The 25,792-nt window shown below is 70.4% G+C and carries 19 protein-coding genes; 7 read left to right on the top strand and 12 right to left on the bottom strand.

Annotated features, from left to right (window positions below):
* Window positions 1–4 precede the first annotated feature (4 nt).
* Entirely contained in the window at window positions 5–2,896 is a 2,892-nt protein-coding gene (locus QHF85_RS35065) for a DUF4175 domain-containing protein (RefSeq protein WP_281331748.1), read from the bottom strand.
* 149 nt (window positions 2,897–3,045) lie between these two features.
* On the opposite strand from QHF85_RS35065, the gene QHF85_RS35060 reads away from it, so the two are divergent.
* Both QHF85_RS35060 and QHF85_RS35055 read left to right on the top strand, forming a co-directional pair.
* Window positions 3,046–4,251 carry a radical SAM protein gene (locus QHF85_RS35060; protein WP_281331747.1) on the top strand — a complete coding sequence of 402 codons (1,206 nt, stop codon included), beginning with the start codon at window positions 3,046–3,048 and terminating at the stop codon, window positions 4,249–4,251.
* Between the two features lie 8 nt (window positions 4,252–4,259).
* A complete protein-coding gene (locus QHF85_RS35055) occupies window positions 4,260–5,633 on the top strand; it encodes a serine/threonine-protein kinase (protein WP_281331746.1) in 1,374 nt (457 codons plus the stop codon).
* Window positions 5,634–5,636: 3 nt separating this feature from the next.
* Here the strand turns inward: QHF85_RS35055 and QHF85_RS35050 are convergent, their stop codons facing one another.
* Both QHF85_RS35050 and QHF85_RS35045 read right to left on the bottom strand, forming a co-directional pair.
* On the bottom strand, window positions 5,637–6,419 hold the full coding sequence (locus tag QHF85_RS35050) for a hypothetical protein (RefSeq protein ID WP_281331745.1): 783 nt from the start codon (window positions 6,417–6,419) through the stop codon (window positions 5,637–5,639).
* A 6-nt stretch (window positions 6,420–6,425) separates the two neighbouring features.
* Window positions 6,426–7,793 (bottom strand): sigma 54-interacting transcriptional regulator, encoded by a 1,368-nt coding sequence (locus QHF85_RS35045; RefSeq protein ID WP_281331744.1) that lies wholly within the window; start codon window positions 7,791–7,793, stop codon window positions 6,426–6,428.
* A gap of 85 nt (window positions 7,794–7,878) precedes the next feature.
* Here QHF85_RS35045 and QHF85_RS35040 point away from each other — a divergent pair, with 85 nt between their 5' ends.
* A complete protein-coding gene (locus QHF85_RS35040) occupies window positions 7,879–8,988 on the top strand; it encodes a serine/threonine-protein kinase (RefSeq protein WP_281331743.1) in 1,110 nt (369 codons plus the stop codon).
* A gap of 7 nt (window positions 8,989–8,995) precedes the next feature.
* On the opposite strand, the gene QHF85_RS35035 is transcribed toward QHF85_RS35040, so the two are convergent.
* Together QHF85_RS35035 and QHF85_RS35030 are read right to left on the bottom strand one after the other, a co-directional pair.
* Window positions 8,996–9,865, bottom strand: coding sequence for a hypothetical protein (locus tag QHF85_RS35035; protein ID WP_281331742.1), 870 nt, complete (start codon window positions 9,863–9,865; stop codon window positions 8,996–8,998).
* A gap of 178 nt (window positions 9,866–10,043) precedes the next feature.
* Window positions 10,044–13,277 carry a serine/threonine-protein kinase gene (locus QHF85_RS35030; RefSeq protein ID WP_281331741.1) on the bottom strand — a complete coding sequence of 1,078 codons (3,234 nt, stop codon included), beginning with the start codon at window positions 13,275–13,277 and terminating at the stop codon, window positions 10,044–10,046.
* Between the two features lie 65 nt (window positions 13,278–13,342).
* On the opposite strand from QHF85_RS35030, the gene QHF85_RS35025 reads away from it, so the two are divergent.
* The gene (locus tag QHF85_RS35025) at window positions 13,343–13,726 is read left to right on the top strand and encodes a Smr/MutS family protein (protein WP_281331740.1); all 384 of its coding nucleotides are present in this window, start codon (window positions 13,343–13,345) and stop codon (window positions 13,724–13,726) included.
* On the opposite strand, the gene QHF85_RS35020 is transcribed toward QHF85_RS35025, so the two are convergent.
* Together QHF85_RS35020 and QHF85_RS35015 are read right to left on the bottom strand one after the other, a co-directional pair.
* Window positions 13,713–14,594, bottom strand: coding sequence for an endonuclease/exonuclease/phosphatase family protein (locus QHF85_RS35020; RefSeq protein WP_281331739.1), 882 nt, complete (start codon window positions 14,592–14,594; stop codon window positions 13,713–13,715). The genes QHF85_RS35025 and QHF85_RS35020 overlap by 14 nt on opposite strands.
* Window positions 14,595–14,643: 49 nt before the next feature.
* Window positions 14,644–16,272 carry a PAS domain S-box protein gene (locus tag QHF85_RS35015; RefSeq protein WP_281331738.1) on the bottom strand — a complete coding sequence of 543 codons (1,629 nt, stop codon included), beginning with the start codon at window positions 16,270–16,272 and terminating at the stop codon, window positions 14,644–14,646.
* 247 nt (window positions 16,273–16,519) lie between these two features.
* On the opposite strand from QHF85_RS35015, the gene QHF85_RS35010 reads away from it, so the two are divergent.
* Window positions 16,520–17,476, top strand: a complete 957-nt coding sequence (locus tag QHF85_RS35010) for a DUF6882 domain-containing protein (protein ID WP_281331737.1) — start codon at window positions 16,520–16,522, stop codon at window positions 17,474–17,476.
* Here the strand turns inward: QHF85_RS35010 and QHF85_RS35005 are convergent.
* A complete protein-coding gene (locus tag QHF85_RS35005; protein WP_281331736.1) occupies window positions 17,438–18,715 on the bottom strand; it encodes an ATP phosphoribosyltransferase regulatory subunit in 1,278 nt (425 codons plus the stop codon). The two genes, QHF85_RS35010 and QHF85_RS35005, sit on opposite strands and share 39 nt — an antisense overlap.
* A gap of 286 nt (window positions 18,716–19,001) precedes the next feature.
* On the opposite strand from QHF85_RS35005, the gene QHF85_RS35000 reads away from it, so the two are divergent.
* Window positions 19,002–19,685 (top strand): RNA polymerase sigma factor, encoded by a 684-nt coding sequence (locus tag QHF85_RS35000; RefSeq protein WP_281331735.1) that lies wholly within the window; start codon window positions 19,002–19,004, stop codon window positions 19,683–19,685.
* Between the two features lie 109 nt (window positions 19,686–19,794).
* Window positions 19,795–21,096: a hypothetical protein gene (locus tag QHF85_RS34995; RefSeq protein WP_281331734.1), complete on the top strand. Its 1,302-nt coding sequence runs from the start codon at window positions 19,795–19,797 to the stop codon at window positions 21,094–21,096.
* Here QHF85_RS34995 and QHF85_RS34990 read toward each other — a convergent pair.
* The 4 genes from QHF85_RS34990 to QHF85_RS34975 are packed head-to-tail and all read right to left on the bottom strand — an operon-like array spanning window position 21,089 to window position 25,779.
* Window positions 21,089–21,736, bottom strand: coding sequence for a pseudouridine synthase (locus QHF85_RS34990; RefSeq protein WP_281331733.1), 648 nt, complete (start codon window positions 21,734–21,736; stop codon window positions 21,089–21,091). The genes QHF85_RS34995 and QHF85_RS34990 overlap by 8 nt on opposite strands.
* Before the next feature lie 4 nt (window positions 21,737–21,740).
* On the bottom strand, window positions 21,741–22,433 hold the full coding sequence (locus QHF85_RS34985; protein ID WP_281331732.1) for an HAD-IA family hydrolase: 693 nt from the start codon (window positions 22,431–22,433) through the stop codon (window positions 21,741–21,743).
* A gap of 53 nt (window positions 22,434–22,486) precedes the next feature.
* Window positions 22,487–24,763, bottom strand: coding sequence for a sulfatase (locus tag QHF85_RS34980; RefSeq protein ID WP_281331731.1), 2,277 nt, complete (start codon window positions 24,761–24,763; stop codon window positions 22,487–22,489).
* Window positions 24,760–25,779 (bottom strand): tyrosine recombinase XerC, encoded by a 1,020-nt coding sequence (locus tag QHF85_RS34975; protein WP_281331730.1) that lies wholly within the window; start codon window positions 25,777–25,779, stop codon window positions 24,760–24,762. The genes QHF85_RS34980 and QHF85_RS34975 overlap by 4 nt, the downstream gene beginning before the upstream one ends.
* Between the last annotated feature and the right edge of the window lie 13 nt (window positions 25,780–25,792).

Genomic DNA, 25,792 nt, shown 5'->3' with positions numbered 1-25,792 from the left:
GACCTCATCGCAAGAGCCCCTCTGCGTAGCGCTTCACGGCTTCCTTCAGCAGCGGATCCGACGAGCCGCCGAGCCCTTCGAGCACGCGCTTGCGGAACGCGTCGGGGCCCTTGTGGCCATCTTTGCCCGGGATGTCCGCCTTCTTCGCCATCGAGCGCCCGTCGCTCGACTCGGGCCGCTCCTGGCTATTCTCGTTCTCCTCGTTGTTCCGCTCGCCGCGCGCCATCTCCAGGAGCCGCTGCGCGTTCTGCTGATGTTCGAGCCCCGCCTCGCCGTCGCCCTCGGCGAGCGCGCGCTCGGCGTCGCGCATGCTCTTCTCGGCGCGGTCGAGCAGATCGAGCGTCTCCTCGGGCAGGCTGCCGTCGCCCTGCGCGCCCTTCTCCCCGAGCTTGCGCGCGCGCTCGGCCATCTGCGCCTCGCGCTTGCCGCTCTTCTCCAGATCGCCCTTCGCGCGCTCCGCGGCCGATTTCCGCAGCTTTTCGAGCGCCTCTTCCGCCCACGCGAGCTCCTCGCCGAGGCCCGGCCGTGCGCGCTCCGCCTCGCGACCGGCGCTCTGCTCGCCGAGGTCCCACGTCTCGGCCGATGCCCCGCGCTTCTTCGCGTCTTCGAGCGCGCGCATCGCCTCCTTGCCGCTCTGCACCGCGTCGCGCGGCCTGCCTTGCTCCAGCGCGTCCGCCATCGACTCCGCGAGGTCGCGCGCCTGTTTGCCCGCGGCCGTCGCCGACCCCGGCTCGCCCGCGCGCCTCGGCAGGTTCTTGATCGCCTCGCGGATCGCCTCGGCGTGCTTCTTCGCCTCGTCCTTCAGCTCGTCGAGCTCGTCCTGCGAGAACGCTCGCTCGAGCGCCTGCTCCACGTCTTCGAGCTCGTCTCCGTGCTCGCGGATCAGGTCTTCGAGCTCCTGCTCGCCCGCCTCCGCCGCATCGTCCGCGCTCGAAGGATCGCCGTCGCCCGTCCCGCTCCCGCCCGCGCCCGACTCCGTACCGCTGCCGCTCCCGCCTCCGCCCGCGAACGACGGATCGGGATTTCGCAGCCGCGCTGCGAGGTCCCGCGCCGCGAGCTCGGCGTGGAACAGATCGTTCGCCTTGCGCGCCCGATCGATCCGCCGCAGCCCGTTCGCCACGATCTCCCCGAGATCCAGCCCGAGCTGCCCAAGCCTGAGGAGCTGCTTTCCTCCCCCGTCGAGCACGCTCACCGCCGCGTCGAGCCGCGCCACGCCGTTCGCCGTCTCGCTCCCGCGTTGCCCTGCGGCGACGGCCGTCGCCTCGGCGGCCTCGTCCGCGACCGTCGCGAGCCGCTTCGCCACGCGGCGTGTATCCGACGTCCCGAGCGAGTGCGCGGCCGCGTCGATCGCGAGCAGCACCGCCTCGCTCTCCTCGACGAGCTTCTGGTGCGTCGCGGCCGACGGCGCCTTCTGCTCCTCCGCGAGCGCGACCTCCAGCCTGCGCAGTTGCCCGCGAGCGAGCGCGAGCGCGCGGCGCGGGAACCTCAGACCGCCGTACGTCCCGGCGAGCGCCTCCTCGACGACGCCGAGCGCCTTCTCTTGCGCCTCGCGCTCCTTCTTCACGTGATCGGCGCTCTGCGTGCCCTTCGGCGCCTCCTCCACGAGCCGCATCGCGACGAGATCCGTCAGCGCGTCGCGCGCCCGCACGAGCGCCTCGTACCGGATCGCCTCCGGCTCGCCGACCTGCGGCGGGACCACCACGATCGCCGCGCTCTTGCCCCATTTCGGCCCGACGATCGGATCGTTGTCGCGCGCCTCCACCGTGATCTCCACGGGCAGGAAGTTGCGCTTGAAGAACGCGTCGCCGCCGAAGACGATCCGGTGCGACCCTCGATCCGACGTGGGATCTCCCTGCGGCCGCGACAGCACGCGCCGCGCCTCTCGCCCGCCCGAGCGGTACACGAGATCCACCTCGCGGAGGCCGTGATCGTCTGTCGCCTCGTACGACACGACGATCTCCGGCTCGTCGAGCATCCGCACCGTGCGCGGCGCGTCCTCGACGAGCACCTTCGGCGCGAGGTCCGGGATCGACGTCACCTCTTGCACGTCGGCTTGCGGGATCCGCACGTCGCCGAAGCGCGCCGCGATCCGGAGCGTCGCCGTCTCGCCGAGCTCCCACCGCGCCACCACGCCGCCCACGCCGTCGAGCGCGAACGGCACCTCGACCTTGCCGTCCGTCAGCACGAGCGTGCGGCTCGGAAACGTCGGGCGCCCGTGCACCGTGATCATCGTCCCGCGCGGCAGCGACGTCGCCTCGAACGTATCGATCACCCGGCCGTGCTGGTGCAGGTACTCGGGCGGCTTCGCGACGATGTTCACGTCCTCGAGGTACGCGAGCGGCAGCGGCGCCTCGCCGTTTCGCGCCACGAGCACATCGAGCCCCTCGACCACGCGTTGCTCGATCGCCGCGCCGAACACGGCGACGAGCGCGAACACGAGGCCCGCCACGGACCATCGCCGCGCCGCCACGGACGCGCGCTCTGCGATGCGCTCGATCGACGCGCGGCTGAGCAAGCGCGCGAGGTGCAGACGCGCGAGCGACGGCGAACCCCGCGTCGCGTCCTTCGTCGTCTGCTCCACGAGCCCGAGGCCTCGCACCGTCGCGGCGGCGAGCTCCGGGTCCGTCGGGCCGATCGTCTCCAGGATCGTGCGCCTCGGATCTTGCCGGCGCCGATGCAGCACGATCGCGCGTGCCACGAGGAACACGCAAAACGCGGCGAGCAGCGCGGCCACGGTCGCTCGCACGGCGGGGGTCCCTCGGCGGGCGAGGTGAGCGAGACCGATCACCAGGGCTGCGGCGAGCGCCGAGAGCGCGCGACGCGCGGAGGGACGGATCTCGGCTTCCCAGGTGGAACGAAGCTGGGCGAGCAAGGCAACCGGGACGTCGTGCTCCACGGCGGGAGAACGTAGCAGACCGGAGGCCTGTCGCTTCTCCCCTCCGTTGCCGCCCCCGAGCGCCTCCCGTACGATGCGCTCCGGCCCTCGTCCTCGCGACGCGCCGGCACCCTCGAAGCTTCCGCATCCCGACATCCGGGAGATCTCGCTTGGCGAACATCGGCTACATCCAGGTCGTCCGGCATTGCAACCATTTTTGCGGGTTCTGCTCGAACCCCACGACGCCCTACGTGCACACCTTCGACACGATGAAGGTGCTCGTCGACGATCTGGTCAAACGCGGTTATTTCGGGGTCATCCTCACGGGCGGCGAGCCCACGCTGCACCCCGAGCTCCCGCGCATCGCGGCGTATGCCTCCGCGCAGGGCCTCCACGTTCGTATGATCACGAACGGCTCGCGCCTCGCGGACCCTGAATTCGCGCGGAGCCTCGGCGAGGCGGGCGTCCGGCTCGTGCACGTCTCGGTGTATTCGGTGCGTCCCGACGTCGAGGCGATCCTGCGCGGCGCGGAGGGGACGCTGGAAAAGGCGTTCGCCGCCGTCCGCAATGCGCACGACAATGGGATCGAGGTCAACATCAACTGCGTCATCAACAAGCTGAACGCAGACCACCTCGACGAGAACATCGACCACTGGATCGAGCATCACCCCTACGTGCGCCATTTCGTGTGGAACAACCTCGACCCTTCGATGGGCCGTGCCGAGGTGAACCAGGCGCAGTTCACGCCGCGCCTCTCCGATTTCGAGGTCTCGCTCCAGCGCGCGATGCGCAAGCTCCACGCCTCGGGCCGCACGTTCCGCGTGGAAAAGGTCCCGCTCTGCTACATGACCGAGTTCGCCTGGGCGAGCACCGAGACCCGCAAGATCGTGAAGGGCGAGGAGCGCATCGTGCATTTCCTCGACAACAAGCAGACCGTCCGCCAGACCGACTGGGAGCACATCTACGCGCCTGCTTGCGCCCATTGCACGCTCCGCCCGATCTGCGGCGGCCTCTTCGACCGCGGCGCGGCGTACGACCCGGAGGAGCTCTACCCCGTTTTCGTCTCCCTCGACGCGGTCGTCGAGACGATCATCACCGACCCGAGCGACCCGAGTTATCCGCTGCGCACGCTTCCCGCGTGGAAAAAAGATTTCGAAGAGCGCCTGGCCGCCGCGCGGAGGGGCGAGGACGCCCCGCGCGCATCCGTCGAGGAAATGCGCCCTCCGGACGCGCCGCCCGTCGGCATGGTCACGGAGAAAGGCCTCAAGCTCTTCGAGGCGAAGCGCAAGAGCGAGACGAAAAAGGCCGAATCGCTCGGCGTCTCGATGGAGCGCGTCGACGTCGCCGTGCCCGACGACGGCTCGAACGGAATCTAGGATGTACCGTGCGAAGTAAATTGGATTCGACGGGTATTGCCGGCGAGTTCTGGGCCGGCTCCTATCGGCTCGACGCGGTGATCGCCCGCGGCGGCTTCGGATTCGTCACCCGCGCGACGCACGCGCCCACCGGCCGCGCCGCCGCCGTGAAGGTCATGCACGCCGAGCTCTTCGCCGACCCCACGGCGATCCCGCGCTTCGAGCGCGAGGCCGCGATCGTCGTCGATCTCCCCCACCCGAACGTCGTCCGCGTCCACGAAATCGGCCGCCTCGCCGACGGCCGCCCCTATTTCGCCATGGAGCTGCTCACCGGCCAGAGCCTCGACGCACGCCTCGCCGCCGCGGGCAGGCTCCCGATCGACGAGGTCCTCGGCATCCTCGGGCCGCTCGCGGATGCGCTCGCCGCCGCCCATGCGCGCGGGATCGTCCACCGCGACATCAAGCCCTCGAACGTCTACCTCGCCGAGGGCCGCGCCGAAGGCCGCGTCGTCCTCCTCGATTTCGGCGTCGCCAAGCTCCTCGACCATGCCGGCCCTTCGCTCACCGCCTCGCGCGCGACGCTCGGCACGCTGCCCTTCATGGCGCCGGAGCAGGTCCTCGGACAAACCGTCGATACCCGGGCGGACGTGTATGCGCTCGGCGCGCTCACATTCGCCATGCTCACGGGAAAACCGCCGTTCGGCGATCAAGCCACCGCCGTCGTCCGCCAGATTCACCTCCACGCGCGCCCGCCACGCCCGAGCGAACGCGCGCCCGTCGATCCCGCGCTCGACGAGCCCCTCCTCCGCGCGCTTTGCCGCGATCCCGCAGGCCGTCATTCCTCCGCGCCGGAGCTCGTCCGTGCGCTCCGGGCCGCGACCGGCGCCGCGACAAACCCCAAATCCCCGACGCTCGCGGCCGCGTCCGTCCGCCCCTCGATGGCCGTCTCCGTCGCGCTCCGCGCCGATCCGGCTGCGCTCGCCGACGGGGACGAGGCTTTCCTCACGGCCCTCGAAACGAGCTTGCCCCTCGTCTCGGCCGAGCTCACTGCGGCCGGGCTCGTGCTCTGCCGGGAGACCGCGACAAACCTGCTCGCCATCTCGCCCCACCCGCCCGATCGGCCGCTCGTCCGGCGCGCGCTCGAAGCGTGTGTCCGGGCCTATCGTCGAGTCCTCGCGGGCCCCTTGTCCGGACAACCTATCGACCTCGACATCGCGGCGCATGTCGACGCGCTCCACACGAGCGAGGCCGGCACGCTCCTCCCCGGCGGCCTGCTCGACGTCCCCGCGTGGTCGCCGGGCCCCGTGCGAGGGGTCGTCGCCACGAAGCAAGCGCTCGAAGGCCAGGATCTCCCCCGATCGCCCTTCCCGAGCGACGGGCGGTTTTTCCTTCTGGAACGTTGACCCTCAGAAAAACCTGGCGAACCCCAGCACCTTCCAGTTGTGGGAGTGCATCGGATCGTGCTGGGCTCCCGAAAACAGGCGCAGCGGCGCATTCCCCGGGCGCGTGTAACTCGTGCTCCCCCAGGTCTGGTAATAAAACTCCCAGTTCGCGCCGTTCACCACGCCGAACACGACCGTCCCGCCGAGGAACTCCACGTTCGTGCGCCCTTGGGTCTTCTTGCGTTGCACCTCGGCCGCCGCGCCGATGTTGTAGATCGGCTTCGTGATCTCGGTGGCGACCACGGGGACCGCGGTGTTCGGCGCGGGCAACGCCTGGTAATGGCCCACGGCCAGGGCGTGGAGCTGCGACAGCGTCATCGTGCAGCCGGGGAGCTGCAGAACAGGGTTCAGCGCGCCTGCATTGCCAGGCGGCGAGTTCGACACGTTGTTCGCGTGATACACGATGAGATCATTGCTCGCGGTGACGCGGTCGATGAAGACCTTGCACCCGGACATGTCCGCCGTGAGGAACGAGTTGACCCCGTTCGCCGTGGCGGTCACCGCGTCGGGCAGCCGCACCGAGCAGATCCCGTCCTGCAAATAGGGGAGGAAAATCGTGTCCCCCGCAAGCGCGACCGCGGGATTGAGGCTGTTCACGCCGTTCGCCACGGCCGGAGTCAGGTTCACCCGGCAAGGGCCCCAGGTGTACCTCCGATGCTGGCCGTTGATCGCGGGCACGAACGCAGACCCATTGAACCCCCCGACCCGCGTCGGGGTGGCGCGCACGTTGTTGACGTTGATCCCCATGTCCGATCACTCCTCCGCAGCCGAAATCCCGTGCCGCCGCAAAAGCTCCCGCAGGTGGTTTCGATCCATGTGCGCCGAGCGCGCCGCGCGGGACAGGTTTCCCCCGCTCTGCCGCACCAAGGTCTCGATGTACCCGCGCTCCCACCGCGCAACGGCGCGTTCCTTCGCCGCGCGGAACGAGCCGAGCGCGATATCGTCCTCGTAATCGAGCGAGGCCGGCGCCGCCGCCTTTGGCTCCGATCCGGGCGGCGCGCCGAGCGTCGCCTCGAACCAGAGCGCCTGGTCCTCCATCAGGATCGCCCGCTCCACCCCCGCGCGCAGCTCCCGCACGTTCCCCGGCCAATCCTGCTTCGTGAACGCCGCCACGAGCTCGGCCGGCGGCAGCGGATCGCCCGAGCGCGCGAATTGCTCGTAGAAATGCGCGACGAGCGGCGGGATGTCCTCGCGCCGCTCCCGGAGCGGCGGCAATCGAATCCGCACGATGTTCAGCCGATAATAAAGATCCGAGCGGAACGTCCCGCGGTTCACCTCCTGCCGCAGGTCGCGGTTCGTCGCGGCGATCACGCGCACGTCGAGCTTGATCGGATCGAGGCTCCCGATCCGTCGCACGAGCCGCTCTTCGAGGGCCCGGAGCAGCTTCGGCTGCATGTCGATCGGCAGCTCGCCGAGCTCGTCCAGAAAAACCGTCCCGCCCGCGGCCGCCTCGAACGCGCCCGCCCGCGATTGAAGCGCCGTCGTGAACGCGCCGCGCATGTAGCCGAAAAGCTCGGCCTCGATCAACGTCGGCGGGATCGCGCTGCAATCGATCACGACGAACGGCCCCTGCGCGCGTGGGCTCTTCTGATGAATCACCTCGGCGAGCAGGCCCTTGCCCGTGCCGGTCTCGCCCTCGATGAGCACCGTCGAGTCCGACGCGGCGATCCGCGGCAGGGCCGCGAAGAGCCTGCGCATCGCCATGCTCTGTCCGAGGATCCGACCATAACGCTCCTCATCGGCGAGCGGCTCGACGATCTCGTCCGGCAGCGGATCGAAGCGCAGCGTCGATTTGCCCACGCCGAGCACCGCGCCGGGCCCGAGGTAGGCGCCTTCCACGCGGAAGCCGGCGAGCCGCGTTCCGTTGCGGCTGCCGAGGTCGCGCACGAGAAACCCGCGATCCGTGACGGTGATCGCGCAATGGTGACGCGACACGGCGCCGTCGGTCAGGACGAGGTGGTTGCCGGCGGCCGTGCCCACCGAGAGCTCGGCGCCGTCCGAGACGCGCTCTGCGCCGTGATCGGGCCCCGCCACGACCTGAATGCGAAACCGGCCGATCGCGCACTCCCTCGGGCGCGCGACGAGCGCCACCGTCTCCTTCGCGTGCGGTTCCTTGCTCATGGTGCGGGCACGGTATCACGAACGGCCGCGCCTCTCCGCGCCGAAGCAGTTGCTCTTCGCCTCGCGGCGCGTACCATGCGCCCGGATGATTGGTCGGCTTCTCCTCACCGACTACGAGATCGTCCGCGTGCTGGGTCAGGGCGGCATGGGGACCGTCTACGAGGCGAGGAGCACGAAGACCGGCCAGCGCGTCGCGATCAAGTGGCTGCACGTGCGCCCGTTCGCCAGCGACGACCCGGACCTGCTCCGCTTCGAGCAGGAGGCGCGTATCGCCGGCTCCCTCGACTCGCCGCACGTCGTCGCGGCCCTCGCGGTGGATCACGATCCCGAGACCGGCGTGCCGTTCCAGGTGATGGAGCTGCTCGACGGCGAGGACGTGCGGACGCTGCTCGGCCGCGTGGGCCCGCTCCGCCCCGACGTCGCGCTCCGAATCCTCGGTCAGGCTTGCGAGGGGCTCGCGGCGGCGCACGCGGCGGCCGTCATCCACCGCGACATCAAGCCCGAGAACCTCTTCCTCGCGCGGGGCGAGGGCGGCGAGGTCACCGTGAAACTCCTCGATTTCGGGGTCGCCAAAATTCGCCGCACGCCCGAGGCGGTGACCGAGGGCGGCGCGCTCACGGCGCCGGCCGTCTCGATGACGCAAAGCGGGCAGGTCATCGGGACGCCGCTCTACATGGCGCCCGAGCAGATCGAGGCTCCGAAGAAGGTCGACGCCCGTTGTGACGTGTATTCGATGGGCGTGACGCTCTACGCGATGCTCGCGGGGGCGCCGCCGCACGCCCACGTCAAATCGCTCGTCGAGCTGCTTTATGCGATCACCACCCAGCCGCCGCCGCCGCTCGCCGAGGCCGCGCCCTGGGTGCCGTCCGAGATCGCGCGCTTCGTGGAGACGGCGACGTCGCACGCCCGCGAGGACCGTTTTCCGAGCGTGGAGGCGATGCGCGACGCGCTCCGCGCGCTCGTGCCCGAGGGTTTTTCCCTGCGGCAGGAGGCGCTCGCCTCCGTGACCGAAGACGAACGGAAGGTTGTCGCGCCATACCCGGCGGACCATCCGCGGGGGAAGACGGATCGAGCCGCGGAGACGGTGAAGACGGCGCGGGCCCGCGCGGCGGAGCGCGCGAAGCTCGCCGCGGCGACGCTCGCGCTCGCGCTCGTGGTCCTCGCGATCGCGGCGTTTTTCGTGCTCGGTCGATGACGCCGGCTCAGAAGCAGGAGGTCGGGTTCTCGAGCTGCACGCGGATCGTGTAGTCGTTGTACACGAGGCCGTACGACGGCTTGCACGACCAATATTCGCCAGCCGGGCCATTCGGGATGCAGGCGCTCTGGCAGGCGCCGAGATACACGAGGCCGCAGTTGTTCCCGGCCTGATCGCAGATCCGGCGATCGATCCAGGGGAATCCGCCCGCGAGCGGACACTGCTGGATCTGCTCGAGCTCGGAGCAGACGTAGACATTGAAGGCCGGCCGGCCGGCGACCGGCGTCGTCCGGGAGTCGAACAGGTTCCCGTAGGCGGCCGACTCCTCGAAGCCGAACGTCGCGTCATTCGCGACATCTTCGAGGATCCGCGTGTGGTTGGCTTCGAGGAGGATATCGACGTGCTGGTTCAGGATGTTGAGCCGCTGCACCATGCACGCGGTCACCCAGCGCTTGCCGTCCGCCGAGAGCGCGTCCGCGTACCACTCGGTCGCGAGCCCCCAATGCCCCTGGTAGACCTGTCCATTGACCCGATCGAGCACGGACTGGGACGGGGCGAGGGCGCATTCGACCGCGTTTTTCACGACCTCGCGGCAGGTCGAGAGCAACGTCGGCAGGGCCGGCAGCGTGCCTCCGGTGCCCGAGGTGAGCGCCACTTTGCCGAGGTCGCGCAGGGCTTGCTGCGAGCCGGGATCCCAGAAGCAGGGCGGACCGTAGCCGTTCGTGCCGAGCGGCGGTTCGAAGCCGGGGCCGGCGGTCTCCAGGCCGACGTCGAAATCTTCCGCATCGAAGGGGTTTTCCGCGTCGGAGAGCGCGCAGCCATTGAGGAGGGCGGTGGAGGCGGCGAGGAGGACGACAAGCAGGTGCGGCGATTTCATGGGGGCTCTCCTGGGGCTCGAAGCGGCTCGACAAGATGCCTAGCAGACCTCATGCCACCACGCTGCGGGGGCAAATCCCAGCGAAAACGACGCCCATGACGCGCCCTCGCGCCCCGCGCTGCAGACGGCAGCATGCAGCGGGTGCAGGCGCGCGCCATCACCCCCCAAAACCGTCACCTCAGGGCGCGAGCGTCTCGGCCTCCTTCAGGAGACGGCCGTCGTCCCGCTCGAGCGAGGGATTGCTTTGAAAGGCCGCCCTGCACGCCTCTTTGGCCCTGCGCGCGGCCTCGGTGCGCTCGCTCTTGCCGCGCGCGCGCCGCGCTTCCACGAGGGAAAGCATCCCTTTCACGAGCAAGGCTTTCGCGAGGTGCGGGTTTTTGGAGAGCGCCTCCTCGGCCATCGCGAGACCCTTCTTGATGTCCTCCTCGGGCTCGCCGCCCCGCTCCGACAACCATTCCGATCGGAGCGCATGGATCTCCGCGCCGAGCACATACGGCCGGCTGTCTCGCCCCGCTTTCGCAAGCAAGGGACGTACCTGCTCGAAGGCCACCTCGAAGCTCTTCGATTCGAGCTTCCCGTGCTTCGCCGCGACGCGGAGCGCCACAATCTCGATGCGCGTCGACAGGAGGCGAAACTCGGCCCGCTTCCCGCCGGACGTCCCCCCCGAAATCTGAATGGCCTCTCGGGCCTCGGCGAGGAGAGGCGTCGCGTCGAGCCCCTCGCGCAAAGCGTACGACGCCTCCAGCAATCGGCACTCGGCGATCTCTTCGAGGAGCCAGTATTCCTTGGGCGCGGGCCCCGCGAACGAACGAATCGTGGCGGCGGCCTCCCCGAGGGCGGCCCTCGGATCACGCCCGAGGACGAAATCCCGCAGGCCACGAAGCCGCTCGGCCCGCGCCTTCCAGTAAGCGACGACCGAAGGGCTCGCCCCGGTCTTTTCGAGCAGCGCCACCGCGTCGAACAGCGCCGCGAGCGTCTCGTCCGTCGGGCGTCCCTGCTCGATCTCCGATTCGAGCAGCATGCGGAAGGCGGGCAGCCGCTGCCCCACGGGCAAGACGAACCGCGGATCGATGGCCATGGCCTGATCGAATTGCCGGATCGCGCTCCGTAAGAGCGTCGAGCCGTCGCGCCCCGCCGATATCTCGTTCCCTGCCTCCGAGACGTACGCCATTCCGAGCTCGTTCACCGCCCACGTGAAGCGCGGATCGAGCACGAGGACCCGCTCGTACGCTTCGATCGCCTTCGCCATGGAGGCCGGCTTGCCGACCGCGAACAGGGCCTCCGTCCGCATCCGGTTCGCCAATGCGACCGCGTAATGCGCCATGACGTCCTCGGCGTTCGTCCGGGCGCTCTCCTCCGCGGCGCCGAGGGCGTCCTCGGCCGCGCGAACCGTGTCCTCCGAGGCGTCGTCCATGGCGAGCCGCGCATACACACGCGCCGTGAGCACGAGCGCCTGCTGCACGCGCGAAAGGCCGTCCTTCGAGCTCGATTGCACCGCGCGGCTGCATACCGCCTCCGCGCGGTCGAACGGCGGACCCGAGGGCAAACCCTTCGACAGGGCGGCTTGCGCCATCTTCTCCCAGAGCTCGCATTCGGCCCGGTGCACCTCCGGATCGCTCCGCCCCATGTCCGCGGCGATCTCGTACGCCGCGGCCCCGGGCTCGAAGAACGATTTCATCTTCTCGTGATCGAACGCCGCGTCGTGCCGATATTTGCTCCCCTCCGCGAAGAGCGCGTCGGCTTCGAGCTTCTTCGCCTCGTACATCCACGGCGCCTTTCCGAACGCCTCTTTCGCCTTCTGGATCGCCTCCTCGTGTTTGCCCTCGTAGAGCGCGATGAGCCCCTCCGCGTACGCTGGCACCTCGATCTTCGCCGCCAGGGCCGCCCGCAAATGCCCGAGCGCCGGATCCCGCAGCGCCCGATCGAGCTCCTCGACCTTCTTCTTTCGCTCCTCCTCGTTCGTGATACGCCGCGTCTCCGCGAGCGCGCGCCGAAAGAGCTCCCCGAGGGCCCGCCCGAGCGCATACTCCAGATCCGCCGACGAATACCCCGCCGCGAGCGCCTTTTCGAGGTGCTCCCGCGCCGCGTCCGGATCCCCGAGCGCGAGGTGCCCCCGGCCGATCGCGTAATGCCCCGGCCCCTCCCCGGCCCGCCCTGCCGCCACCATTCGCGCCTCGATCTCCCCGAGCCTCGCGCGCACCACGTCCCGCTCCCGCTCCACGTCGTGCAGCGGCAATTCATAAGCGGCGCGCAGGAAGAGCTCCATCTCCTTCACGCCCTCGCCGAGCTCGCGCGCGAGCCGCGCCTGCTCCGCCGCTTGCCGCTGGGCCCGCACCCACACGCCCACGAGCACGAGCGACGCGCCGAGGACGAGCGCGAGCAGCGACGTCGCGAGCTTGTGCTTTCGCGCCTTCTTGAGCAGCACGTACCCGATCGAGGCCCGCCGCGCCAGAATGGGCTCGCCGTCGAGGAACCGCTGCAAATCCTCGGCGAGCGCCCGCGCCGAGTCGTACCTGCGCGACGGCTCCCGCTCGAGGCATTTCATCACGATCGTCTCGAGCTCCGCCGGCAAACCTTTCTTCACGGTGCCGAGCGACGGCGCGTCCTCGTACGCCACCGCCATGAGCAGGTTCCACGCGTGCTCTTCGACGAACGGCGGCCGCCCCGCGATCACGTCATAAAGCGTCGCCCCCAGCGAATACACGTCCGAGCGCCGATCCATCGACCGCACGTCGCCCTTCGCTTGCTCCGGCGGCATGTACGCGGGCGTCCCGAGGACCGCGCCCGTCTGGGTTTGTCCGCGGCCTTCGACCTCGCGCGCCAGGCCGAAATCCATCACGTAAGGCTTGAGCGAGCCGTCCTCGCGCGCCTCCACGAGGATGTTGCCCGGCTTGATGTCCCGATGAATCACCCCGAGCCGATGCGCCTCGTGCACGGCCGCCGACACTTCCCGCATGAGCTTCACGCTTTGCTCGAGCGTCAGCTTTTCTGCGATTTTCGAAAGCGGCTCGCCGTCGATGTATTGCATCGCGATGTACGGCTCGCCGTCGGCCTGCCCGGCCTCGTACACGCGGCAAACGTGCTCGTGCTGGATGCGCGCCTGCGCGCGCGCCTCGCCGAGGAATCGACGCCAGAGCTCCGGATCGTCGCCTTTCAGGAGCTTCAGCGCCACGATCCGGCCGAGGTGCGGGTCCATGGCGCGATAGACCGTGCCCATCCCGCCTTCGCCGAGGAACCGGATGTCCTCGTACCGCTCCGCGAGGGATCGCGGCACGCGGCGGCGCTTGCTCGGCGGCCCCGGCGCCAGGAGCGGCAGCGTCGAGGCCACGCCGAGATCCACCTGCACGACGCCGCCGGACGCGGGGGGACCCGGCTCCGTCGGGGCCAGATCGCGTCCGCGCTCCGTCGACATCAGCCCGGAAGATACACGGGCGGAAGAGGCAATGACAGGCCCACGTGGTACCCTGCCCTCCGGCCATGCTCCGCGCCCTCTTCGAACACCTCGCGCGCCTCTTTGCCCCGGCGAAACCGAAAGAGCCGCCCGCGCCCGAGGAGGCCGACGACGAAGCGCCTTTGCCCGACCCCGACGCAATCGCCGTCCTGCCGATCGAGGACGCGATCGACCTGCATGGCTTTTCGCCCCGCGACATTCCCAGTGTCGTCGAGGAATACCTGCACGAGGCCCACGCGCGCGGTTTTCCCGAGGTGCGGCTCATTCACGGCCGCGGCAAAGGCGTGCAGCGGCGCGTCGTGCAATCGATCCTCGCGCGCCACCCGCTCGTCGCGTCGTTCCGCGACGCGCCGGCCACGCGCGGCGGCTGGGGCGCGACGATCGCGCGGCTCCGCCTCAATCGATCGTGATCGTCACGCCCACGCCGAAATGGTCCGAGGCAAACGCCCGGCCCTCGTACCGCGGCGGGCAGCCCGAGAGCTCGTCGAGCGGCGCGACGAGCTCCGTCGCGATCTGCTCCGGTGCGGCGCGCCGCGACGTCCACACGTAATCGATCAGCGCCCGCTCCGGCCCGCCCTCGTGAAATGCCCGGGCCACGTCGTTCTGCTCCGTGTCGTACGTCAGAAGGCCCGCGCGCGCCGTGTGATCCGTCAAGCTCTCGCCGAGCCGCCGCGCGAGCCCCTCGTATTCGCGGGTTCCGCAAGGCACGTTCAGATCCCCGCAAAGGACCGTGGGCACGCCGCTCGCGAGCGGCTCCCGCAGCGCCTCCGCGAGCACCTCGACCTGGGCCGTTCGCACGGCGAGGCACTCGTCCGGCGAGACACGCCCGTCGTCGGCCTGCAAATGCGTATTCACCAGGAAAAGCTCGCGCCCCCCGGGCAAACGCACCTCCGCGAGCGCGGCGCCCTTCCGCGCGAATCCGTCCGCGCCCACGCCGCGCGGCAATCGCAAAAAGCGCGCTTTCACGGGGAAACGCGACAGGATCACGAGCCCCGCGCCGACGAGCGTCTTGTCGACCCCGTCGGGCCCCGGCGGATCGTGCCAGAGCTCGGAGAAACCTCCCGCCACGCGCAGCGCCTCCATCCGCTCGTGCACCCCGCCCACGAAATTCTCCTGGATGCACACGATGTCGAAGCGCGAGAGCGCCTCGATCACCGCCGGCGCCGCGAGGCGCTCGGGCCAGAAAGGCCGTCCCTCCAGGAAATCTTCGAGGCTCTGCGGCGCGCCGAAGCAGTTCCACGTCGCGAGGCGAACGGAGAGGGGCCTTCGATCATCCATCGAGAGAAGATTCTAAGACAATTCGCATGCGCACGCGCCACCCGCCGCTTCATTTCTTCAAAGGAGCGTTTTTCCCGCGTTTTCGCTCGGAGAGCGCCCAGCGGATGCCCATCTCCAGCGTCGAGCGGGTCACGAGCGTGCCGAGATCGAGCCCGAGCCCGACGATCGTGTGTGCGACGTCGGGGCGCAGGCCCGTGAGCAGCACCTCCGCCCCGAGCAGCCGCGCCGCCTGCGTCGCCGAGACGAGCGCGCTCGCCACCTGCGCGTCCACCACACCGACGCCTGTCACGTCGAGGATCACCACCTCCGCCGCGTGCCGCACGATCCCTTCGAGCAACGTCTCCAGGACTTGCCGCGCCCGCGCCGAATCGAGCACGCCCACGATCGGCATCGCGAGCACGCCGTGTCCGATCGGCACGAGCGGCGTCGAGAGCTCCCGCAGCGCGTCCGCTTGCCGCCGGATGAGGTCGGAGGCCGCCCGCGGCTCCGTGATGTCCGACGCGAGCCCCACCATCCGCACGACCTCGCCCGACGCGTCCTTCACCGGATACGCCCGATCCCGCACCCAGCGAATCGCCCCATCCGGCCGCATCACGCGATATTCGATGTCGTATTGCCCGAGCTCCTGCAGCGGCAGCGCTTCCAGGACGACCGCGCGATCGTCGGGGTGAATCGCGTCGAGGAAATCGGCTCGTTTTTCGTAGAGCGCCGCCCTCGACCGGCCCCATACGTTTTCGTAGCCCGGGCTCACGTAGACGACCGCCTTTCCTCGCGCGTCCGTCATCCAGAAGACGTCGCTGATCGTCTCGGCGAGGAGGCGGAACGTCTCCTCCCGCTCGGCGAGCGCGCGCGTGGCATTCTGGGCCTCGGTCACGTCGCTGAGCGTCGCGACGTACTGCTCGATCGTGCCCGCCGCGTCGCGCTGCGCCATCACGTTGACCAGGATCCACACGCGATCGGCGCTCTTCGGCCGATCCACGCCGATGATCATGGCCGGGACGAGCCCCCCCGTCGCGAGCGCGCGCGCCATGGGAGATTGCTCGGCGGGCAGGGGTTTGCCGTCCTCGCCGAGCATGACCCAGCCCGGATCGTTCGGCGCGCGGCCGTGCATCTGCGCCTCCGTCACGCCGAGCAGCTCGAGCGCGCGGCGGTTCACGAAGCGCATTTCCCCGCGCGGCCCGCGGATGACGAGGCCGATCTGGAGGTTGCGGAGCAGCACGTCGAAGCGCGACTCCATGGCCGTGAGATCCCGCGTTCTGCGAGCCACGGTGTCCTCGAGCTCGCGCCAGCGCGCCGACGTGTCGGTCATGTCGCGGCCGAGCGACACGACGAACGAGACGCCGCCGTCCGCCCCGCGCACCGGCGTGTAACTCGTGTCGAGGTAGACGACCGCCCCCGCTCCGCCGCGAATCTTGTGCACCACCTGCACGACCTCGCCGCTCGAAAATGCGCGCTCCACGCACTGCTCGAAGCTCGAAGCCCGGTCCCCATAAAGATCGCGCGGAAGCTTGCCCGCGAGCCCCGCCGCGTCCCAGCCGAGCAGCCCACACGCCGCCGGGTTCGCATAAACGAACCGACGGGCCGTGTCGTAGACCACGCAAATATCCCTCGACTGCGCGAAAAAGGAAGCCGCATCGAACGGGAGCGGCGAAGCAGAAGCGATTGGAGGGGTGACCATGGGCCTATCGTATTGGAAGCATCGCCAAGACACGTGCGCGACGCAACAAGGATCCGAGGCGCCCGGGCCGAACCCGGGATCTCGCGGCGTCTCCGCCATGGGCGGGACGACCCGCACGCCGAGGGCAGTCTGGCGCACCTCGACCCGGGCGTTCAACGGGTGAGCAAAAACGAGCGCGTGACAAACGTGTGGAACCGTTGAAAATGGTCGCTAGGCGCGGCAAGCTCCGCGCTGCCTTCGAGGCACGATGAGCAAGGCGCGCGCAGGATCGAAGCCGAAGCCCACGAAAAAGGCCGCCGCAAAGCCGACGAAGGTCGCCCGGAAGACGACCCCGAAGGCCGCCGCGAAAAGGCCCATGGATGGGGATGGGCCCGCCCTCGTGCCCCCGCCGCCCCGGACGCCCGAGATCCGGGCCGCGCGCACCGAGCCCCCGCCCGCCGCGGACGAGTCGCTCGTCACGAAGTGGGCCGAGCGCGGCGCCGCGCTGCTCCGCGAGCTCGCCGCACACGGCGCCGAGGACCACGAGTATCGCGTGGACCTGAAGGACGGACGTTTCGTGTGGCTCGACCCGCGCGGGCGCGTCTCGGCCGAGGCCCGCGCGCGCGCCCTCCTGAGCTACGCGCCCACGACGTCCTCGCTGACGATGGCCTGGGCCGATCCGCTCCTGCGCGCGGCCTCCGTGCGCCCGATCGAGCGGATGCCCACGGAGCAGGACGACGTCGACGAGGAAGGCGCCTGGAACGTGGCGATCGCCGCGGCCGAGGCCTCCGGCGCCGAATGGATCTACCGCGTGGCCGCGCCGCACTCGTGGTACTTCCTGGCGCTCTCGGACCTCTCGTTCCAGCCGATCAGCCCCTCGTTCACGCCGGGCTCGCCCGCGGGCCTCGTGCTCCTGGAGATCGAGGCGAGCCGCAGGGCGATCCGCTCGGGCGCCGAGCCCGCCGTCGTCGTGCGCGAGCGGCTCGCCCGCGTGGGCAGCGCGCTCCTGCACGAGGCCGAATACGCCTACCGCAGCACGGACTGGGTGTCGCGGCTCTCGCGGACGGGCAAACGGCTGGAGAAGCTCGCGGGCAAGGTGCCGGTGCCGTCGTTCGAGGCGGTCGCGAAGAGCGCCTCGTCGTCGGAATGGCTGGCGCCGGACCTCGCGGGCAGCCTCGACGAGGCGTTAGGGCTGCTCGAAGACGAGTGGCGGCTGTTCGCCTAGAGCCCGCACGATCGCGTCCGCATCCGCCGCGATCTCCACCGCGACCTCGGGTTTGTCCGTCCGGATGATTTGCACGGCCCCCTCGCTCCCTCCGGTCACGACGTGCGAGAACCGATGCGCCGCCGCATAACGGAGCGTATCCGCCCCCGGCGCGCGCCACGCCGTCGCGATGCCCCGCGCCCGGAGCGACGCCGCGAGCGCCTCGCCCGGCGGATCCGCCGAAACGAGCACCCGCCGCGGCCTTTCGTCCCCAAGGCCCGCGGCCTCCCGCGCCCGCGCAATCGCGTCGAGGTGCAGGCCAAACCCCACGGCCTGCATGGGCAAACCAAAACGTCCGAGCAAATCGTCGTATCGACCCCCCGCGCCGACGGGCTCCCCCGGCCCCGGCGCGAGCACGTGGAAGATCGGCCCCGTGTAATACGCAAAGCCCCGCACCTCGCCGAGATCGAGCCGCAAGACGTCGCCGAGCCCGCTCTCTCCCGACCCGCGCGCCGTCTCCCAGAGCGCCCGAAGCTCGCCGAGCGGCCCCTCGGCCCCCGTCCCCGCGAAGAGTTGTTCCGCGCGTGAAAGAATCTCCTCGCCCGGCCGGTCCTCCGCCCCACCCGCGAGCTCCGGCAGCGCCACGAGCGCCTCCACGACGCGCTTCGGCACCCCCGATGCCTCGCCGCCCGCGAGCAGCGCGACGAGCCGCGACGCGTCCTTTTGCGCGAGCGCGTCCGTCACCTCCACGTCGAGCGGCGACGGCACCGCGTCGATCAGGGCGCGCGCGATGAGCGCGTGGCCGAGGTCGATCACGAACGATCCGAGGCCCACCGCGCGCGTCACCGACGCGAGGAGCCGGAGCGCTTCGAGGTCGCCCTCGGGCGAAGGCGCGCCATAAAGCTCCACGCCAGCCTGCGGGATTTGCCGGTGTTTTTTGGCGCGACCTTGGCGACGCCGGACGATCGTCCCTTCGTAGCAAAGCCGGATCGGCGTGGGCTCCGCGGCGAGCCGCGTGGCCACCATCCGCGCGATCTGCGGCGTCATGTCGGGACGGAGCGCGCACACCTCGCCGCTCTCCGGCTCCACGAAGCGCAGCACGTCGCCGGGATCGAGGGCGCCGAGCCCCTTTTCGAGCACCTCGGCCAGCTCGAACGCCGGCGGCGTGACCAGGTCGTACCCGTGCAGGGCGAAATGGTCGAGGATCGTCCGGGCGAGCGCGCGCCTCCTTCTCGTCTCCTCCGGTAAGAGATCGCGCATCCCGGCGGGGAGCGGATGCGATAGCGCCTTGGGCGGAGTGCCAGAGCGGTCCACATCGGGCTTATACCGCGGCTGGGCAATCCGTGCGCATCGTTTGTGCCCTCGCTGCGATGGCTCACGCGCCTCGCGAGGCGCGGAGGCACATCCCTCACGCCCCGACGTGCCAGCGGCGCCAGCCATTCGCGCGGATCCCGACCTGCCATGCCTGGCAGATGACTTGCTAACCCCGACCACCTGCCAGCCGCGCCCACGAAGTGCCGGGAAAGCGCTGGCGATGGAGGCTCTCATGGCCGTCCAGGCCGTCACGACGACGCGTACCTCCGCGGCTCTGCCCGCGCCTGCCGGGGCCGAGGCCCGGCTCAGCGAGCTCATCGAGCGCGTCAAGAACGGAGACACCGTGGCGCTCGACGCGCTCACGCGTGCGATCCGGCCGCACGTCGAGCGGCAGCTCGCCCGGTATCCCGTCTCGGACGAAGACAGACTCGATCTCGTTCAATCGACGCTCCTCCAGGTCATCCGACGAATTCGCTCCTTCCGCGGCGATTCGAGCTTCACCACGTGGCTCTTCCGGGTCACGGCGAACGAAGCTCTGATGCTGATGCGCTCCCAGAGGCGTCAGCGGGCGCGGTTCGTCGGCGGCCTCGACCTCGAGGACCTCAGCGTTCTGCCCACGATGCGCGCCCCGGCGCTCGAAGACGACGCGGCGAGCGTGGCCGAGCGCGAGCGGTTCGTCCGGCTCGCCCTGGGCGAGTTGCCGAACGACTATCGCGACGTGGTCATGGCGCATTACCACGAGGACCTCGGGCTGCAGGAGATCGCCCAGAAGCTCATGGTCAGCGAGAGCGCGGTCCGTTCACGGCTGCACCGCGCGCGCTTGCGCCTGCGCGCGATCCTCAACGCGACACCTTATGGCCGGGAGCTCCAGGCGGGGCTCGGCCCGGTCGAACGTCGGGGAACGACAGCCGGGTGACACCGCGTCATACCCGCGCGCGTGCGTCGTCCCGAACCCCCCGCCGCCTGACACCGATTTGCCATCCATGCGCCCTGTCCGAGATGGAATTCGGTGGTAAGGTCCGACCATGCGCCCTTGCGTCTTGCTTTCGCTCCTCGCCACCACCATCGCCACCTCGGTCATTGCGTGTGCCACGTCGAACGGAGGCTCCTCCTCGTGGGAACCTTCGGGACAAGCCGGCAGCGGCGCGGGCGGGGGGACTGGGGGAGCCGGCGGCAGCGCGGGCGCGGGCAACGGGGCGGGTGACGGCGGGCTCTTTCAGGACGACGGGGGCACGGGCACGGATGCGCCCCTCTCGCAGGACGCCGCGTGTGCCTCGACGTCGTCCGAGGCGACCGTCGAGAAGCTCCCCGTCGACATCATCTGGGTCGTCGACAACTCGTCGAGCATGCAGCCCGCGATCGCCGAAATCAAGAAGGGCCTCAATGCGTTCGCCGCGCTGATCGCCGCGAAGAACCTCGACTACAAGGTGATCATGCTCTCGCTCCGGAACAAGACGAGCCCGGTGCAGGTCGGCGGCAGCACGCGGTATCCGATCTGCATTCCGGCGCCGCTCGCGGGCGACGACAATTGCGGCAATGGCGCGCGCTTCTTCCACTCGAGCGTGGACATCCGGAGCACGCAGCCGCTCGAGCAGGTCCTCGGCACGCTCGGACAAACGGACGGCTACAAGGTCGGCGAAGACAAGGGCGGCGAGGCGTGGAAGCAGGAGCTTCGGCCGCAGGCGACGAAGACGTTCGTCGTGGTCACGGACGACAACGCGCGCCTCTCGGCGACCCAGTTCGAGACGTTTGCGGGCGGGAAGAACCCGTTCAATTCGCTCACGTTGCCGCCCGGCATCCTGGACCCGAGCTGGAACGGGCTCTTCACCGATTACGTGTTCAGCGGCCTCTACGGCTGGGGCTCGACGTCGAACCCGGACACGGTGTGCAAGTATCCGGACAGCACCGAGCCGCCGAGCTCGGGCCCGACGTACACGACGCTCGTGAAAAAGACGGGCGGCGTCCGGGCGCAGCTCTGCGACGGCAGCGCCGCCTGGCAGCCGTTCTTCGACGCGGTGGCGCAGGCCGTCGATCAGACCGCAAAACTCTCGTGCGAGCTCGTGATCCCGAAGCCCCCCTCGGGCGAGGACCTCGATCCGGAGCTCGTGAACGTGGCGCTCTCGAACGGCGGCGAGCCCACCTACCTGCCCCGCGTGAACGGCGCCGCGGCCTGCAACGGCGGCGGCGGCTGGTATTACGACGATCCCGTGGCGCCGAAAAAGGTGCTCCTCTGCGAGAGCTCGTGCGACCAGGCGCAGTCCATGGTCGGCGCGGACAAGACCGGGAAAATCGAGGTCCTCTTCGGCTGCACGTCGATCCTCAAATGACCACGCCGATCCGCTCGAACGGCGCTCGGAGGTCCTCCGGCAGCGCCGCCTCGAACGTGATCGATTGGCCCTCCCACGGATGCACGAAGCCGAGCGACCGCGCGTGCAGCGCGAGCCGCGAAAGGCCGAAGCGCTCCCGATAATCACGGTTCAGCGCGCCCTTGCCGTAATTCGCGTCCCCGATCAGCGGGTGGCTGATGTGCTTCATGTGCCGGCGCACCTGGTGGAGCCGGCCCGAATGCGGCTCCGCGTCGACGAGCGAGAGGTGTTCGCCACGCCAAACCCGGCGGTACGACGTCGAGGCGGGCACGCGCGGGCCCCCCTCGCGGCGAGGGATGGGGTGGTCGATCGTGCCGGCCTCGGGCGTGACGCCGCGGACGAGCGCGAGGTAGTGCTTTTCGATCCGGCCCTCCTCGAACATCTCGCAAAAGACGCGGGCGCTCTCGGAATCGAGCGCGAAGACGAGCACGCCGCTCGTGGCGCGGTCGAGCCGGTGCACGGGAAACACCTTCTGGCCGAGCTTGTCGCGGACCTCGTGGAGCGCGGTCCGCTCGTCGTCGGCCCAGCCGGGGTGGACGGCGAGGCCGGAAGGTTTGTCGACGACGACGAACCGCGCGTCTTGGTGGAGGATCGAGGGCAATGCGCTAGCGCAGCTTGATCTTCGTCGTCGGCTCGCGCCAACGCTGCACGATGCCCGGCAGCATCGAGAGATCGCGCACGGTCACGTCCGGCCCCGCCTGCACGAGCGTCTCGACCGTGGAGAAGCCGGACTCGACGCCCACGGCCCAGGTCCCGGCGTTTCGTGCACAAAGGATGTCCTGCGGGCCGTCGCCGACCATCACGACCGCCGCCGGCATCGCCCCGAGCTGCTTGGCCGCGAGCAGGAGCGGCGCCGCGTCGGGCTTGCGCTCCTTCGTGTCGCCGCCGGCCACGATCACGCCGAACCGGTCCTCGATCCCGAGCGCGCGCAGCACCACGTCGGTCGTCGAGCGATGCTTGTTCGTGCAGATGCCGAGCGCCATGTTCTCCATCGCGGAGAGGGCCTCGATCGCCTCGAGCGCGCCCTTCGCCCAGCGGGTGAAATCGAGCGGGTGTTCCTTGTAGTAGTCGAGGAACAGACGGATGAGCTCGTCGGTCTCCGGCGCGTCTTCCGGGATCTTCGCCGCCCTCGCGCAGAGCGTGCGCGTGCCGTCGCCGACCAGGCGCACGATCACCTGCGCGGGCTGCGGGTTACGCCCCGTCGTGAGGAGCGCGTGGTTGAGCGCGGCCACGATGTCGCCGCGGCTGTCGAGCAGCGTCCCGTCGAGATCGAACACGACCGCAGTGGGGGGAAGCACGCGCTCATCCTAGGCGATCGCCGCCCGGATCTGGAAGGCCCAGAACGACGAACTCACTTCCGCGGGCCCGTCACACGGATCTCCCGGAGGCGCGCGCGCAGGGCCGCGTAGCGCTCCTCCATGCCGCTGCGCGTGTCGGGCGAACGCCAGAGGTCTTTCTTTTCCTCGGGATCCTGGCCGAGATCGTAGAGCTCGTAGCCAGCGTTGTTCGAGACGATCAGCTTGAGGTCGCCGTGGATGAGCGCGCGGCGCGCGTCGTTGTAGGGGCCGGCCGGCATGTCGATGACGACGTCACGCTCGGCCGGCGTCTGCCCCGCCGGCAAAAGCGCGTCGGGCAGGAGCGAGGTGCCCGAGAGGAAGTCCGGGCCCTCGGCGGAAGGCTTCGGGGGCTCGATGCGGAAGAGGTCGAGCACCGTGGGCGCGAGGTCGATGGTGCTTCGACGCGCCTCGATGCGCGCGGGCTTCGCGCCCGGGACGTGCACGACGAGCGGCACGCGCACGAGCGGCTCCCAGAGCTCGAAGCCGTGGCGGAACATCTTGTGCTCGCCGAACGCCTCGCCGTGGTCGCTCGTCACGACGATCGCCGTGCGCTTGCCCCAGGGCGCGGCGCGGATGCCGTCGATGAGCCGGCCGATGTGTTTGTCCGTGAACGCGACCTCGCCGTCGTAGAGCCCGCGCTGGCCCGCGCCGAAGCTCGGCACGTCGTCGTGGCGCAGGTAGTCGGCGTGCGGGTCGAGGTAATGCACCCACAGGAAGAAGCGGCCCTGGGTGTTCTCGGGCTTCGCGAGCTGCGCGAGCGCGGCGTCCGTGAGCGCGTCGCTCGACTTCATGTCCGCCACGTCCCAGGGCGCGTTCTCGGGCGGCGCGGCCGAGAGATCGACCACGTCGAAGCCGGAGTCGAGGCCGCCGAACTTGCCGAAGTAGCGGTGCGCGTGCACGCCCATCGTACGGACGCCCGCGGCCGAAAGGCGCTCGGCGAGGAAGGTCTCGCTGTCGTCGAACTTGTTGAAGTGCCCCCAGTTGCGCTGCGTCTCGCTGCCGTACTTGCCGATCAGCATCGGGCCGACGCTCTTGCCCGTGTACGAGGCGAGCGAGTAGGCCCGGAGGAACACCGCGCTCTCGGCGGCGAGTTTGTCGAGGTTCGGCGAAACGGGCTGCGGATAACCGGCATAGCCGAGGTCGGCGCGCAGCGTGTCCACCGTGATGAGCACGACGTTGAGATCGGCCGGGACGTCGGCGCTCTTCGGCGTGGGCGCGGGCGCTGCGGCCGGCGCGAGCGCGGCGAGGACCTCGGCGCGGAGATCGGTGCCCGAGCAGTCCTCGTCGACGCCGTTGTCGGGGATCTCCACGCCGAGCGGCCCGACCGACGCGTCGCCCTCGCGGCAATCGCCGCCGCCGAAGAGCGCGCTCGCGCCGTCGTGATCCCGATCCGCGAGCTTGCGCATCACCGCGAGCGAGAGCTTGCCGAGCGGCGCGTCGCGCTCGATCGCCTGCGCCACGGGCGCGCCCTCGCCCCCGAGCGAGACGGCCGTCCGCGGCGTGAGGACGAGCGGCGCGACCGCGAGCAGCGCCGCGACGAACGACCTGCGCGGCGAGGAGAGCGCCGACGAGAGGAACGCGGCGAACGCGATGAGCGAGAGCATCCCGACGGCGCGCAGATCGAGCTCGGGGCGCTTGAGCACGCCGTAGATCCCGAAGAGCCCGCCCTCGCCGCTCGGCCCGCCCGTCGCGACGCCGAGGCCGAAGAGCAGGCCGACGAGCACGAGCGCGGCGAAGGCCGTCTTCGCAGGGTCGACGAACGCAGGCCGGCCCTCGCTCGCCGTCGCCAGCGCTTGCCGGAGGGCCGGCGTGAGCGCGAGCGAGAGCAGCGCCGCGAGCAGGCCGACGACGAGCGTGCCCGTCGCGATGGCGAGGCCCGCGAGCGGCGCCGCGACGTCGAGCGCGAGCAGCGCCCGCGCGAGCTGCGCGGACAGCGTCATCCACAGGAACGCCGCCACGATCGCGAGCGGCACGAACGCGGCCACGTCGGCGGGCCGGCCTTTGGCGCGCGCGCGGAGCGACGCCACGGCGGACGCGGGCGTCGGCGCCGCGTCCGGGAAGAGGACCACGAGCGAGGTCGCCACGACGAGCCCCACGACGAGCGCGACGGGCGCGACGAGCCCGGCGTCCGCCACGAAGATCGCGAGCGCCTTTCCGGCGATCCGCTCCTCCTCGCCGCCGCGCGCATACGCGGCGTCGAGCGCGGCCGTGACGAGGCCCGCGATGGACGCGCCCATCGCCCCGCGGGCGATCCGGCTCGCCCATGCTCGAACGTAGAGCGCGGTCTTCATCCCTTGCTTCGCGCGCGCGGCGCGCGGGGTGGCGCCGCATCCGGTGCGGCCGCCTTCGTGGGGCTTCTTCGCGCCAGCGGGTGCGCCGCGTCGTACACCTTCGTCAGGTGATCGATCGAGACGTGCGCGTACCGCTGCGTCGTCGACAGGCTCGCGTGCCCGAGCATCTTCTGGATCGCGCGCAGATCCGCGCCGCCGTCGAGCAGGTGCGTCGCGAACGTGTGCCGCAGCGCGTGCGGGTGCAGGTCCGCGCGGCCCGCGCCGAGCGCGCCGTACCGATGCACGAGGTGCTGCACTTGCCGCACGCTGATGCGCCGACCGAGCCGCGACACGAAGAGCGCTCGCTCGTCGAGCGCGCCCGTCTTCGCGTTGCGAAGCTCCGCGCGCCGCCCGAGCCAGCGCGTGAGCGCAGCTCGCGCGTGCGAGCCGAACGGCACGATCCGCTCCTTGCTCCCCTTGCCGAGCACGCGCGCGCGTCCCCCGTCCGCCTCGATCTCCACGTCGCCGACGTCGAGCCCCGCGAGCTCCGACACGCGGAGCCCCGAGCCGTAGAGCATCTCCAGGATCGCTCGATCCCGCTGCCCTTCCGCCGTCGCCTCGTCGGGCGCCTCGACGACCTCCGCGGCGGCGTCCGCGTTGACGAACGTGGGCATCGGCCGACGCACCTTCGGCAGTTCGAGCTCGGCCGCGGGGTTCTTCTCGATCTCGCCGCGCCGCTCGAGCCAGCGCAGGAAAGCTCGCACCGCGGCGATCTTCCTGCCGATCGACGGCGGCGCGTGCGTCCGGGCGAGCTGCCCGAGGAAACCTCGAAGCACGAACACGTCGAGATCTGCGGGCCCTCGCACGCGCCCGCGTCGCTCTTGCACGTGGGCGACGAGCTGGGCGAGGTCTCGGCGGTAGGCGGCCACGGTGTGCGGCGATGCTCGACGCTCCTCACCGAGGTGGCGCACGAAACGCGCCACGGCCTCCTCGAGGCCCGCGCCCTTCGCGGCGTTCTCCGGGACCGCGCTCTTCACGGCCCTTCCCGTA

Origin of the sequence: Polyangium sp. 6x1 (genome assembly GCF_029946515.1) — a bacterium.
In the GTDB taxonomy this organism is placed as follows: domain Bacteria; phylum Myxococcota_A; class Polyangia; order Polyangiales; family Polyangiaceae; genus Polyangium.
This window is presented reverse-complemented; position numbering and strand designations above follow the sequence as displayed.